Genomic DNA, 13,206 nt, shown 5'->3' with positions numbered 1-13,206 from the left:
GCTCCGTCAAGCGTTGCGGGTGCGGATCAGCCAGCGGTGCGGGTCGCTGAGGGGCTCGAAGCCCACGGGCGTGTAGAGCGCGTGCGCGTCCTCGGTCGCGAGCAGGGTGCGGCGGACGCCGAGCTCGGTGAGTGTGGCGTCGACGGCGGCCACCAGGGCCTTCGCGACGTCCCGTCCGCGGGCGGCCCGGTCGACGTAGACGTCGCAGAGCCAGGCGAACGTCGCGCCGTCGGTCACCACGCGGGCGTAGCCGACCTGGCGGCCGTCGTCGAGGGCGGCGAAGCTCAGCGACCCGGCGACGGCGCGGTCCATGACCTCGCGGGAGCGGCCCAGCGCCCAGTAGCTGTCCTCCGACAGCCAGCGGTGGACCAGGCCGACGTCGAGGCGCTCCGGGTCGGTGGTGACCTCGAGCGTCACGAGCGCTTGGCGGGCTTGACCGGCTTGGCGTGGGTGTTGTCGACGTCGGCGAGCTCGGACATGAAGCTGTCGGCCCACGCGGCCACGTCGTGCTGGCGGATCGTCTTGCGCATGGCGCGCATCCGCTTGGTCAGCTCCTTCTCGTCGGCGGCGTAGGCCTCGAGCATGGAGGACTTCATGGCGTTGATGTCGTAGGGGTTGACCAGCCACGCCTGACGCAGCTCGTCGGCCGCGCCGGCGAACTCCGAGAGGACCAGGGCGCCGTCGTCGTCGAAGCGGCAGGCGACGTACTCCTTCGCGACGAGGTTCATGCCGTCGCGGTAGGGGGTGACGACCATGATGTCGGCGGCGCGGTAGAGGGCGGCCATCTCCTCGCGCGGGTAGGAGGAGTGCAGGTAGCTGATGGCGGGCTTGCCGATGCGTCCGAGGTCGCCGTTGATGCGGCCGACGAGGCGGTCGATCTCGTCGCGCAGGATGCGGTACTGCTCGACCTGCTCGCGCGAGGGCACCGCCACCTGGACGAACACGGCGTCCTCGACGTCGAGGTGGCCGTCCGCGATGAGCTCGCTGAACGCGCGCAGGCGGGCGTAGATGCCCTTGGTGTAGTCGAGCCGGTCGATGCCCAGGAAGATCCGGCGCGGGTTGCCCAGCGCCTCGCGGATCGCGGTGGCGCGCGCGGCCACGGCGTCGCTCTGCGCGAGCTCCTCGAAGCCGGCGGCGTCGATCGAGATCGGGAACGCCGCGGCGCGGACGGTGCGGCCGTCGGGGAGGTAGACCAGGTCGCGGTGGGTCTTGTGGCCCACGCGCTGGCGCACCAGGCGCACGAAGTTGCCGGCGCCGCCGGGCAGCTGGAAGCCGACCAGGTCGGCCCCGAGCAGGCCCTCGAGGATCTGACGGCGCCACGGCAGCTGCTGGAACAGCTCGGCCGGCGGGAACGGGATGTGGAGGTAGAAGCCGATGCGCAGGTCGGGCCGCAGCTCGCGCAGCATCTGCGGGACCAGCTGCAGCTGGTAGTCGTGGACCCAGACGGTGGCGCCCTTGTTGGCCAGCGACGCGGCCTTCTCGGCGAAGCGCTGGTTGACCGCGACGTAGGCGTCCCACCACTCCCGGTGGAACTCCGGCTTCGCGACCAGGTCGTGGTAGAGCGGCCAGATCGTGCCGTTGGCGAAGCCCTCGTAGAAGAGCTCGATCTCGCTCTGCGACATCGTCATCGGGACGAGGTTCATGCCGTCGTACTCGAACGGCTCCAGGTCGGTCTCGGTGCCGCCGGGCCAGCCGATCCAGGTGCCGTCGTTGGCGCGCATCACCGGCTCGATGGCGGTCACGAGGCCGCCGGGCGAGCCGCGCCAGCCGGGCGTCCCGTCGCTCTGCTCGACCCGGTCGACGGGCAGTCGGTTGGCGACGATCACGAGGTCCGCGGGCACGGTGCTCACCCTATGTCGTCGGACGCCCTCCTGTCGGGCTGGCCCGACAGGAGGTGTCGGGCTGGCAGGATCGTGCACGACCCTCGCCGACGCGAGGCTGGAGACATGACCGAGACGCTGCCGATGACCACGACCCACGCCACCGCTCCGGCTCCGGCGACGCCGGCGGCGACCCCGTCCGTCGTACGGCGGATGCTGCGCGACAGCGGCTACGCGCTGACGGCGTTCGTGATCGCCCTGCCGGCGTTCGTCCTGGTGGTCGTCACCCTGGCGCTGGGGGTCGGGCTCAGCGTCGTGGTGGCCGGCGTCGCCGTGGTGGCGCTGGCCACCCAGGTCGCCCGGGCGGTCGCGGCGCTCGAGCGGGTTCGGCTGCGCTCGGCCCAGGGACGCGCGGCGCCGACGCCCGACTACCTGCGCGCCGAGCCCGGCGCCGGAGTGGTGCGCAAGGTCCTTACGCCGCTGCGCGACCCCCAGTCGTGGCTCGACATGCTCTGGTCCGTCCTGGGCCTGGCCACCTCCGTGGTCGCGAGCGTCCTCGCGCTCGTCTGGTGGGTGGCGGCGCTCGGCGGGCTGAGCTACTGGTTCTGGTCGCGGTTCATCCCCTACGACCCCGACGACAACGTCACGGTGGCCTCGCTGATCGGGCTCGGCGAGGGACGCGAGCCGGAGCGGTGGCTGATGTTCGGGATCGGCGTCTTCGCGGTGCTGACGCTGCCGCTGGCGGTGCGGCTCGCGGCGGTCGTGCACGCCAGCCTGGCCACCGTGCTGCTGTCGAGCCGCGCCGAGCTGCAGGGCGAGGTACGTCGCGTCGCCGACAGCCGCGACGCCGCGCACCTGGCCGAGGCCGACTCGCTGCGGCGACTCGAGCGCGACCTGCACGACGGTCCGCAGCAGCGGCTGGTGCGGCTGACCATGGACCTGGGTCGCGCGCGCAAGCAGCTGGCCGACGACCCGCAGCGCGCCGGCGAGACCCTCGACGAGGCGCTGCGACAGGCGCGCGAGACCGTCGACGAGCTGCGCTCGCTCTCGCGCGGCATCGCCCCGCCGCTGCTCGTCGACCGGGGTCTGGCGGTGGCGCTCGAGGAGATGCTCTCGCGTAGCCCGGTGCCGGTCGAGGCACTCGTCGAGGTGCCCGCGTCGCTGCCGCCGCAGGTCGAGACGGCCGTCTACTTCGTGGTCTCCGAGGCGCTCACCAACGTCGCCAAGCACAGCGCCGCCGCGACCGCCCGCGTCGAGGTCACCACGCTCGCCGACCGCATCGAGGTGCGCGTGGCCGACGACGGGATCGGAGGGGCGCACCCCGCCAAGGGGCACGGGCTCGCCGGGTTGCAGCAGCGCCTCACCGGCGTCGAGGGCCGGCTCGACGTCGTCTCGCCCGAGGGCGGGCCCACCGTCCTGACCGCACACGTGCCCTACGCGGGTGGCCGATGAGGATCGTCGTCGCGGACGACTCCGTGCTGCTGCGCGAGGGTCTCCAGCTGCTCCTGGCGGAGGCCGGCCACGAGGTGGTGGCCTCGGTGGCTGACGGCCCGTCGCTGGTGACCGCCGTGCTCGGGGAGCGGCCGGACCTCGCCGTCGTCGACGTGCGGATGCCGCCGACCCACACCGACGAGGGCCTGCGGGCGGCCGTGGAGGTACGGCGGTCCTGGCCGGCGGCGCGGCTGATGGTGCTGTCGCAGTACGTCGAGGTCTCCTACGCCGACGACCTCCTCACCACCGGCGACGGTGGCATCGGCTACCTGCTGAAGGACCGGGTCAGCGACGTCGACGACTTCCTCGACGCGCTGCTCACCGTGGCCGGTGGCGGCACGGTGCTCGACCCCCAGGTCGTGCGGCAGCTGATGGGTCGCCGGCGCGACCCGATCGCGGCGCTCACCCCGCGCGAGCGGCAGGTGCTCGCGCTGATGGCCGAGGGACGCTCGAACGCCGCGGTCGCCGACGAGCTCACGGTGACGCTCGGGGCCGTGGAGAAGCACACGCAGCGGATCTTCGCCAAGCTCGGCCTGCTTCCCGACGACGCCGCCCACCGCCGCGTCCAGGCGGTGCTGAGCTACCTCCGCTCGGGCTGAGGGCGAGGTTCTGGGGCAGAACCTGCGCTTCTGGGCCGTTGTTTCGGCCCAGAACCTCAGGGTTTTCAGCAGCTGCTGAAAAACCTGCCCTCAGTCCGTCGCGTACCGGACGCCGATCTGCCGCCGCAGGTCGTCCATCTGACGCATGAGCAGCAGGGTGCGGTCGAGGGGGACGAGCGGGCTCTCCCGGAGGCCGGCCTGCACGCAGCGGCCGACCTCGGCCACCTCGTTGCCGTAGCCGACGCCGATGATCGGCTCGTCGGCCTCGATGCGCTCCGGCTCGCCGCCGGTGGGCGTCCAGACGGCGTACGTCGGGTGGTGGAACTCCGCCGGCACGTCGAGGCGGCCCTCGTCGGTGGCCACCGCGGCGGTCCGCGACGCCCCGGAGGTCAGCGAGGCGGTCATCGTGGCGAGCGCCCCGCCGGCGTAGCGCCCGGTGATCGCGACGTCGAGGTCGACGCCGGCGTCCGAGAGCGTCGCGGTGGCGGTGAGCTCCTCGGCGGGGCCGAGCATCAGGTGGGCGAAGGTCAGCGGGTAGATGCCCATGTCGAGCAGCGCGCCGCCGCCCAGGTCGGGGTTGAGCAGCCGGTGGTCCGGTCCGGCGTCCACGCGAAAGCCCAGCTCGGCGTGCGCCTGGCGCGGCGTCCCGAACCGACCGGCCCGCAGGTCGTCGCCCAGCCGCCGGATGACGGGGTTGCAGGCGGTCCACATCGCCTCCATCAGGAAGCGGTCGTGCCGGCGGGCCAGCTCCACCATCTCCTCGGCCTGCGCGATGTTGAGCGTCAGCGGCTTCTCGCACAGCACGTGCTTGCCGGCCTCGAACGCCAGTCGCGCGCACTCCAGGTGCAGCGCGTGCGGGGTGGCGACGTAGATGACGTCGACGTCCGGGTCGGCCACCAGCTCCTCGTAGGAGCCGTACGCCGCCGGGGCGTCGTGCTGCTGCGCGAAGGCCTGCGCGGCCTCGAGTCGCCGCGAGCCGACGGCGGCCAGCTCGTTGCCGGGCGTGAGGGCGAGGTCCTCGGCCAGCTTGTGGGCGATCTTGCCGGTCGCGAGGATGCCCCAGCGGGTCGTCTCTGCCATGCCCCCGACCCTAGGACAAGCCCACTTGCGCGAGGCGAATGACACGGCTGTGGTTCGTCGCCTACAGTGGGACCCGACGAGCACCGCACATACCGCACGGGAGACAGCGCATGGACGCCGCGAACGCCCTCAACGGCCAGCAGGCCGGGGCCACGCCGACCCTGAGCGACCGCGACCGCGAGATCCTGGAGTTCGAGCGGCAGTGGTGGAAGTTCGCCGGTGCCAAGGAGACCGCGGTCCGCGAGAAGTTCGACATGAGCTCCACGCGCTACTACCAGGTCCTCAACGCCCTCATCGACCGTCCCGAGGCCCTCGAGGCCGACCCGCTCCTGGTTCGTCGCCTGCGCCGACTGCGCTCGCAGCGCCAGCGTCAGCGCTCCGCCCGCCGACTCGGCTTCGAGGTCTGACCGTGTCGGCGCGCCGCCGTGACGAGCGCGGGGTCGTGTTCCCCTCGCCGGTCGTGATGCTCAGCATCATCGCCGTGGCCATGGCCGCCGTCGCCTTCGTCGCCACCCGCGGGAGCGAGCCCACCGAGCGCGAGGTCGTGCCGTCCTCGGCCCAGCCCTCGACGCCCACCACCAGCGCCGCTCCCAGCGCCAAGCCGAAGCCCAAGCCGAAGCCGGTCGTCAAGCGGGGCAAGACCTACGTCGAGGTCTACAACAACTCCGGCATCACCGGTCTCGCCGGCAGCGTCGCCACCCGTGCCACCGACGCCGGCTGGCAGGTCGTCGGCACCGACAACTGGGTCGGCTCGGTCAACGGCAACACCGTCTTCTACCCCAAGCGGCTCAAGGCCGCCGCCGAGCTGCTCGCGCTCGACCTCGGCATCCAGCGCACGTCGCTGGCCGTCGACCCGATGCGGCTCGACCGGCTCACCGTCATCCTGACGGGCGAGCTGCGCTAGTCCTCGCCACGTCGGCTCGGTCTAGAAGTCCTGCAGCTCCGTGATGGTGAGCCGCCGGTAGTCGGCGTCGGCCGAGAGGTACAGGTCGAAGCCGTCGACGACGAGGTGCTCGCACGCCGTCCCGGGCCGGCACGAGCTCGCCGCCTCGGCGACCACCGGGCTCAGCCCCAGCGCCTGCGTCGCCCCGGCCAGGGCCCGGTTGCTCGGGGCGGTGACCAGCACCTGGTCGCCGATGCCGAAGACGTGCGTCCCGGGCCCTGGGGTGGGCTGGCGGCAGTCGACTCGAGCGCTGTCCTCGCCGCAGTCCCAGCCCCGGCGCCGCAGGTTGACGTTCAGCAGGTTCAGGTCCAGCTCGCGCAGGACCGTCGGTCCGGGCCCGCCCAGCGACACCCCTTCGCCGGCCTCCGTGCGACACGGCGTGACCCGGACCCCGTCCAGCCGCGGAGGGTCGGAGCGGAGGTCGGGGGAGTCGACCTCGGCCAGGAAGGCGCGGCTCATGGCCGGTACCACGCCGCGCTCCGCCCCGCAGTAGGCGACGCGCAGGACCTGGTCGCCGTCCGGGGTGCTGGAGATCCTCACGACGTCGTACCTCGCCTCGTCCTCCGGCCCGGGGCGCGTGCAGGCGACGTGCTCCGAGGTCTCCGGGAGCGCGTCGCGACAGGTGTAGCCGAGGTCCGTGACCTCCCGGACGAACGCGTCGCGGTCCTCCCCGGTCAGAGACACCGCGGTGGGTCGGGGCTCCTCCTCGGGCGCCTCGGACTCGCCGGAGCAGCCGGACGCCAGGAGGGTGACGACGGCCAGACCGACCACGACGCTTCGCATGAGGGGGATCCTGCCGCGGGGGACACCTGGGCAAACCCGTCGCGCGGCATGGTTGGCTTGGCGTGTGGACTTCACCTCCAGCGCCGGTGAGCAGAAGTACGCCGCTCTCGTGCGCGCCGCCGCCGAGACGGTCGTCGGGCTCGACTTCGACGGCACCCTCTCCCCGATCGTCGAGGACCCCTCCCAGGCGCACATCCACCCCGACGCCCCCGAGGTCCTCCTCGAGCTGGCCCTGCAGGTGGCGGCGGTCGCGGTGATCACCGGTCGGCCGGCGCGCCAGGCCCTCGACCTCGGCGGCCTCGAGCAGGTCGGCAACGCCATCGGCGACGCCGGCAAGGAGCTCTACCTCTTCGGCCAGTACGGCAACGAGCGCTGGAGCTCCACCAACCGGCGCGTCATCGGCCCGCGCCCGCCCGCCGGCCTCGCGAGCTTCGAGCGCGAGCTGCCCCGCGTGCTGCGCCGCGCCGACGCCGCGGACGCCCACCTCGAGGACAAGGTCCTGTCCGTGGCGATCCACACCCGCCGCCTGCCCGAGCCGGATGCCGCCTTCCGTCGGCTGCTCCCCGAGATCGAGGAGCTGGCCGCCCGCCACGACCTCGTCATCGAGCCCGGCCGCCAGGTCATCGAGGTCCGCTCGGCAGGCGTCCACAAGGGCCAGGTCGTCGAGCGGCTGGCCGACGACCTCGACGCCGGAGGCTTCCTCTTCGCCGGCGACGACCTCGGCGACATCGAGGCCTTCGAGGCCGTCGCCGCCCTGGAGAAGCAGGGCCTCGCCACCCTCCGCGTCTGCTCCGCCTCCGACGAGGAGAGCCGCCTCAAGGACCTCGCCGACGTCGTCGTCCACGGCCCCGAGGGCGTCCTCGACCTCCTGCGCCAGCTCGCCGCCGACGCCGCCTCCCTCCGCGCCTGACACGGAGCGAGCCTCGGAACCACCCCACCGGTGGACGAGCGTCCGTCGAGACCCCTGCACCTCTGGTTGTCTCCTCGGGGCCGGACTGGGGTGCCGCGCGCTTAGCCGGTCGCGTCTCCGCCTCAAGGATCGCCTGCGGCGCCCGCTTCGCGGCGCCCTTCGGGCGTCCTTGACCCGGAGCCTCTCTCGACCGGCTTGACGGCGCACGGGGCGGACACGGGCTTCGCCCGCGCCGCCCGCGCAAAGCGCGGCACCCTCCTCATGGGGCTGGTGTTGCTGGTGGTGCTTCGACCGACACTCAGCGTCGGCAGTTCGGCGCCACGCCGGCTCGGCCGAGCGCGGCCGGGTCCGCCATCGGCTCGAACTGCCGACATACCGACCCTCCGGTCACGCCGCGTCCCGCCGCCCGCGTTCGCTCAGGACGAACAGTGGAACACCGCCGCGGAGCCGGAGGTTGAGTCGATCACGCTCAACGTTTGAATCTCTCCGAAAGAGGCGCTCCATGTCCGTCACCCGTCTGCCTGTGTTGTTCGTCAACGACCTCGTCGTGCTGCCCGGCATGGTCGTCCCCATCGAGCTCGACGAGGCCGCGCAGGCCGCGGTCGACGCCGCCCGTGCCGGCAGCGAGAGCCGGCTGCTGGTCGCCCCGCGGCTGGAGGACCGCTACGCCTCGTACGGCGTGGTGGCCACGATCGAGCGGGTCGGGAAGTTCGCGGGCGGGTCGCCCGCGGCGGTGCTGCGGGCCGAGACCCGCGCGCGCATCGGGGCCGGCGTGACCGGTCCGGGGGCGGCGCTGTGGGTCGAGGTGGAGCCGGTCGAGGAGACCGTCACCGACCGGGCGCGCGAGCTGGCCGAGGAGTACAAGCGGCTCGTCGTGGCCGTGCTGCAGCGCCGCGAGGCGTGGCAGGTCATCGACTCGGTGCACCAGATGACCGACCCGAGCGCGATCGCCGACGCGGCCGGCTACGCCCCGTACCTCACCGGCGAGCAGAAGCGCGAGCTGCTCGAGACGCCCGACATCGAGAAGCGGCTCGAGATCGTGATCGCGTGGACGCGCGAGCACCTCGCCGAGGCCGAGCTGACCGACAAGATCGGCACCGAGGTGCGCGAGGGGATGGAGAAGACCCAGCGCGAGTACCTGCTGCGACAGCAGCTGGCCGCCATCCGGAAAGAACTAGGTGAGGGTGAGGCTCAGCAGTCAGGGGGGGCCGACGACTACCGCGGCCGCGTCGAGGCCGCCGACCTCCCCGACCACGTGCGCGAGGCGCTGCTGCGCGAGGTCGACAAGCTCGAGCGCTCCAGCGACCAGAGCCCCGAGACCTCCTGGATCCGCACCTGGCTCGACACCGTGCTCGACCTGCCCTGGTCGGTGCGCACCGAGGACTCCACCGACGTGTCCGCCGCGCGGGCCGTCCTGGACGCCGACCACCACGGCCTGGAGGAGGTCAAGGAGCGGATCGTGGAGTACCTCGCCGTCCGCGCCCGTCGTGCCTCCCGCGGCCTCGAGGTCGTCGGCGGCCGCGGCTCCGGCGCGGTGATCCTGCTCGCCGGGCCTCCGGGAGTGGGCAAGACGTCCCTGGGCGAGTCCGTCGCGCGTGCGCTGGACCGGACGTTCGTGCGCGTCGCGCTCGGCGGTGTCCGGGACGAGGCCGAGATCCGCGGCCACCGGCGCACGTACGTCGGCGCGCTCCCGGGCCGCATCGTGCGCGCCATCAAGGAGGCCGGCTCGATGAACCCGGTCGTGCTGCTCGACGAGATCGACAAGGTCGGCTCCGACGGCTACCGCGGCGACCCGGCCGCGGCGCTGCTCGAGGTGCTCGACCCGGCGCAGAACCACACGTTCCGCGACCACTACCTCGAGCTCGACCTCGACCTCTCCGACGTGCTGTTCATCGCGACCGCCAACGTCGTGGAGCAGATCCCGGGCCCGCTGCTGGACCGCATGGAGATGGTCACCCTCGACGGCTACACCGAGGACGACAAGGTCGCCATCGCCCGCGACTTCCTGCTGCCGCGTCAGCTGGAGCGCGCCGCGCTGACCGCCGAGGAGGTCACGATCAGCGACGGCGCCCTGCACGAGCTCGCCGCCGACTACACCCGCGAGGCCGGCGTCAGGCAGATGGAGCGCCTGCTGGCCAAGGCGCTGCGCAAGGCGGCGACCCGGCTGGCGACGACCGACCAGACCACCGTCGAGATCGACGTGGCCGACCTCAAGGACCTGGTCGGGCGACCGCGCTTCACCCCCGAGGCGCACGAGCGCACGTCGGTGCCGGGCGTGGCCACCGGCCTCGCCGTGACCGGCATGGGCGGTGACGTCCTGTTCATCGAGGCCTCGGCCCACGAGGGCACGGCGGGGCTGACGCTCACCGGCCAGCTCGGCGACGTGATGAAGGAGTCGGCCCAGATCGCGCTGTCCTTCGTCCGTGCCCACGCGGACGACCTGGGCGTCGACCCGGCGTTCTTCGACCGGGCGATCCACGTGCACGTGCCCGCCGGCGCCACGCCGAAGGACGGCCCGTCGGCCGGCATCACGATGGTCACGGCGCTGACGTCGCTGGCCACCGGGCGGCCGGTGCGCTCCGAGGTCGGCATGACCGGGGAGGTCACGCTCAACGGCCGGGTGCTGCCGATCGGCGGGCTCAAGCAGAAGCTGCTCGCCGCGCAGCGCAACGGCCTGACCGAGGTCTTCGTGCCCCTGCGCAACGAGCCCGACCTGGATGACGTGCCGGCCGAGGTGCTGGAGACGGTGACGGTGCACGTGGTCGGCGACGTGCTCGACGTGGTGAAGGGCGCGCTCGTGCCCGTCGCCTCGGACGTCGCCGCGGACGACGCGGCGGAGACCGGCTCGGTCGCGGCCTGACCGGGTAGCCCGGCCACGTCATCGGACTCAGTGGTCGGAGCAGCAGGGGATCTGGTGTCGGCTCTCGAAGGGCACCAGGTCCCCTGCTGACGCCTGCACCAGCACGACGCACCACCGGTCGCGCCACGTCGGGCGGACGAAGCCGGTGAGGTCGAGCATGGTCCCCGGCCCCACCTCCCTGCCGGCCAGGCCCTCGACGGCGTCCACGCAGGAGAGGGTCAGCACGTCCGCGACCGCGATCCGGCGCTCGACCTCGGCCTGACCGGGGAAGCGCGCCAGCCGGCCGGCGCGCCGCTCCTCGTGCTCGGCGAGGGCGTGGTCGGCGCCGGCGACCCGGTCGTCCGGCCCGGCGGCGCTGCCCGTCGGCGCCACCACGACACCGGCGTCGGGCAGGGCCTCGGCGAGCAGCCGCTGGGCCTCTTCGCCCCGGCGTGCCTGGCCGTCCCACGAGAGCACGACGGCGGTGTGCGCCACCGGTCCCGGCACGACGTGCGTGCTCGCCAGGTCGCTGGGGCCGGGCAGGCCCGCGACGCCGTCGAGCAGCGCGTCCAGCCGGTGCAGCAGGTGCTCGGCGCCCGCGTGGTCAGCCGTCCCGGCATCGACGGCCAGCACGAGCGCGGCCGCCGTCGCCGAGGTCGGGGGAGGTGTCACCGGCCCGGCACGACCCAGATCGGGTTCGTGTAGAACCACAGGTCGAGCCACGGGTCGGCCGAGCCCACGACGTCGATGGCCGGTCCCTGCGGGTCGACCGCCGTGCCCAGGAAGCCCGGCTGCTGGCGGTTGCCGTCGGTGCCCCGGAGCCGGACGTAGAAGGGCTCCTCGGCCACGCCCAGGTCGTAGCGGAGCTCGTAGGTGCCGGTGCGACCGGAGGTGTCCCACTGCCGGACGACCTTGGTGTCCGGTGCGGTGAACCGGTCCCGGTCCTTGGCCGCCGACAGGGGGTCGACGGCGCCCCGGACCACGTCGACCCGGTTGAGCTGCGGGAGGAACTGCGCCCAGTTCGGCACGTCCTGCGCCGTGATCCGCACGACCAGCTCCAGCCGGCTGCCGCGCCTGGCCTGCAGGGTGCCGCCCAGCGTCTCGCTCCGCGTGCCGCCACGACCCGACGACCGGACCGTCACGTCCACGGACTTCACCAGGCCCCCGTGGTCGACCCACATGCGGCCGTCGCGCATGCCGCGCATGACGTCGACGTAGCCGCGCGACGCGGCCCCGACGTGGGTGCGGCTGTAGAAGCCGGGCCAGAAGTCGCCGGCGGTCAGGTTGACCCGGCCGCCGTAGACGGGGTCGCCGTAGCGGCCGTCGGCGTCGAACTGCGCCTGGGTCGAGCCGTCCGGGCGCTTCGAGGTGTCGGACCAGTTGACGTGGGAGTCGGAGTTGGCGCTGATCGACCACGGCTTGCCCTCGGCGAGGAGGCTGTCCCACAACCCGCCGACGGTCGACGTCATCCAGTCGAAGCCGCCCCAGGTGCGGTAGCTCTCGGGCGGGTACGCCGCGAACGAGTCCGGCCGCTGCGCGTTGCCGTAGAAGCCGCGGGCCGAGCCGGGGCCGTAGCCGGCCGGCAGCCCCGCCGCCTGGTGGCCCGGTGCGCCCTCGAAGCCGATGGCGACGCGGGGATCGGCGTCGCGCCAGGCTCGGATCTCGTGCGGGCTGTCGATGCCGTTGCGGGCAGGGTGGTTGGCGAGGAACAGTGCGTCCGACACCCGGCGCTTGTCCACCTGCTTGCCGAGCCACTGGATGCCTGCGACGGCCAGCGCCTCGTTGGCCGCGGCCCCCTTGACGTTGCCGTCGTAGTCGTTCTCGAACTGCTTGAGCACCGCCACCTCGTGGCGGCCGGGCGCGACGAACACCGTGCCGTGCTCGGCCGAGGGGATGTTCCACTCCAGGCCCTGGAAGACCAGCGTGCCGGGCAGCTCCTGGCGGGCGGCGACGATGTCGGGGTTGACCAGGTCGACGCCGAGGCGGGCGTGCGTGGGTCCGCCGTGGTCGGTGATGACGAGCCAGTCCAGCCCGTACGCCGCGGCGTGCTGGGCCTGGTCGAGGACGGTGTACTGGCCGTCGGAGCTGTGCTGCGTGTGGATGTGGTGGTCGCCGGCGAGCCAGACCCGGGGTCCGCGACCGGGGCCGCGACCGCGCGAGGAGCGCGTCCCCTCGGCCATGGCCGGCGTGACGCCGCTCATCCCGGCGATGCCGGCCGTGACGGCGCCGGTGATGCCGGCGGCGCGCAGGAGGTTGCGCCGCGAGAGCTCGGAGGGCGAGAGGTCGCGGTCGGGCACCGTCTCGTCGGCCGCGGCGCGGGTGGCCGCCACGGCCTCGGGGTCGACGTCGCGGGCGTGGGCGTGTGCGTGGTCGTGGTCGTGCAGGTGGGGGTGCTCGTGGTGGGTCACGGGGTCCTCCGGAGGGACGGGGGGATCGTCGGGGGAGCTCCGACGGTCCTCCCGTCCGCTGAACGCGGGCCGAGCGGCCGGTGCCGCCGAGGTGAACGCTCGCGAGGGTCCGCGTCGGGGTGACGAGGGATGAGACGAGCCCGTCCCGGATCGTGGACCCGATGTGCACATCGTGAGACGCGGCCGTACTGTCTCTTCCAGCTCATCAAGAGGGACTGAGGGTACGGCCCAGTGAAGTCCCGGCAACCGCCACGTGCTCCCTGCCATCGCGCAGTCGTGGAAACGGTGCTAATTCCGTCCCGGCGCGAGGTACGTGCCGGGGAAGATGAGAAG

The 13,206-nt window shown here is 73.1% G+C and carries 12 protein-coding genes and 1 riboswitch; of the genes, 6 read left to right on the top strand and 6 right to left on the bottom strand.

The features are described from left to right. Nucleotides 1-6 precede the first annotated feature (6 nt). Nucleotides 7-417, bottom strand: coding sequence for a GNAT family N-acetyltransferase (locus tag IRQ30_RS13345; protein WP_193613353.1), 411 nt, complete (start codon nt 415-417; stop codon nt 7-9). Then, nucleotides 414-1,850, bottom strand: a complete 1,437-nt coding sequence (locus IRQ30_RS13340; protein ID WP_193613351.1) for a trehalose-6-phosphate synthase — start codon at nt 1,848-1,850, stop codon at nt 414-416. Before IRQ30_RS13340 ends, IRQ30_RS13345 begins: the two co-directional genes overlap by 4 nt. Before the next feature lie 96 nt (nt 1,851-1,946). On the opposite strand from IRQ30_RS13340, the gene IRQ30_RS13335 reads away from it, so the two are divergent. After that, nucleotides 1,947-3,272 (top strand): sensor histidine kinase, encoded by a 1,326-nt coding sequence (locus IRQ30_RS13335; protein WP_227467550.1) that lies wholly within the window; start codon nt 1,947-1,949, stop codon nt 3,270-3,272. Beyond that, nucleotides 3,269-3,910: a response regulator gene (locus tag IRQ30_RS13330; protein ID WP_193613349.1), complete on the top strand. Its 642-nt coding sequence runs from the start codon at nt 3,269-3,271 to the stop codon at nt 3,908-3,910. Before IRQ30_RS13335 ends, IRQ30_RS13330 begins: the two co-directional genes overlap by 4 nt. A 90-nt stretch (nt 3,911-4,000) precedes the next feature. Here the strand turns inward: IRQ30_RS13330 and IRQ30_RS13325 are convergent, their stop codons facing one another. Next, entirely contained in the window at nt 4,001-4,990 is a 990-nt protein-coding gene (locus IRQ30_RS13325) for a Gfo/Idh/MocA family protein (protein WP_193613347.1), read from the bottom strand. A gap of 110 nt (nt 4,991-5,100) precedes the next feature. Between IRQ30_RS13325 and IRQ30_RS13320 the strand changes: the two genes are divergently transcribed. Then, nucleotides 5,101-5,397: a DUF3263 domain-containing protein gene (locus IRQ30_RS13320; protein ID WP_134739803.1), complete on the top strand. Its 297-nt coding sequence runs from the start codon at nt 5,101-5,103 to the stop codon at nt 5,395-5,397. A 2-nt stretch (nt 5,398-5,399) separates the two neighbouring features. Further along, nucleotides 5,400-5,894: a LytR C-terminal domain-containing protein gene (locus IRQ30_RS13315; protein WP_338089697.1), complete on the top strand. Its 495-nt coding sequence runs from the start codon at nt 5,400-5,402 to the stop codon at nt 5,892-5,894. 21 nt (nt 5,895-5,915) lie between these two features. On the opposite strand, the gene IRQ30_RS13310 is transcribed toward IRQ30_RS13315, so the two are convergent. Continuing rightward, nucleotides 5,916-6,716, bottom strand: a complete 801-nt coding sequence (locus tag IRQ30_RS13310; protein WP_193613345.1) for a hypothetical protein — start codon at nt 6,714-6,716, stop codon at nt 5,916-5,918. A gap of 64 nt (nt 6,717-6,780) precedes the next feature. On the opposite strand from IRQ30_RS13310, the gene otsB reads away from it, so the two are divergent. Both otsB and lon read left to right on the top strand, forming a co-directional pair. Continuing rightward, entirely contained in the window at nt 6,781-7,626 is an 846-nt protein-coding gene (otsB, locus tag IRQ30_RS13305) for a trehalose-phosphatase (RefSeq protein WP_193613344.1), read from the top strand. Nucleotides 7,627-8,128: 502 nt separating this feature from the next. Beyond that, nucleotides 8,129-10,486, top strand: a complete 2,358-nt coding sequence (lon, locus tag IRQ30_RS13300) for an endopeptidase La (RefSeq protein ID WP_193613342.1) — start codon at nt 8,129-8,131, stop codon at nt 10,484-10,486. A gap of 27 nt (nt 10,487-10,513) precedes the next feature. On the opposite strand, the gene IRQ30_RS13295 is transcribed toward lon, so the two are convergent. Both IRQ30_RS13295 and IRQ30_RS13290 read right to left on the bottom strand, forming a co-directional pair. Next, nucleotides 10,514-11,137, bottom strand: coding sequence for a hypothetical protein (locus IRQ30_RS13295; protein WP_193613340.1), 624 nt, complete (start codon nt 11,135-11,137; stop codon nt 10,514-10,516). Further along, complete coding sequence (locus IRQ30_RS13290; protein ID WP_193613338.1) at nt 11,134-12,873, bottom strand: PHP domain-containing protein; 1,740 nt, start codon at nt 12,871-12,873, stop codon at nt 11,134-11,136. The genes IRQ30_RS13295 and IRQ30_RS13290 overlap by 4 nt, the downstream gene beginning before the upstream one ends. A 199-nt stretch (nt 12,874-13,072) precedes the next feature. Continuing rightward, nucleotides 13,073-13,205: riboswitch (SAM riboswitch) on the top strand. Nucleotide 13,206: the final 1 nt, after the last annotated feature.

Origin of the sequence: Nocardioides lijunqiniae, from assembly GCF_015024225.1 — a bacterium.
In the GTDB taxonomy this organism is placed as follows: domain Bacteria; phylum Actinomycetota; class Actinomycetes; order Propionibacteriales; family Nocardioidaceae; genus Nocardioides; species Nocardioides lijunqiniae.
Note: the sequence above shows the minus strand (reverse complement) of the source record. Positions and strands in the feature narration are given on the sequence as shown.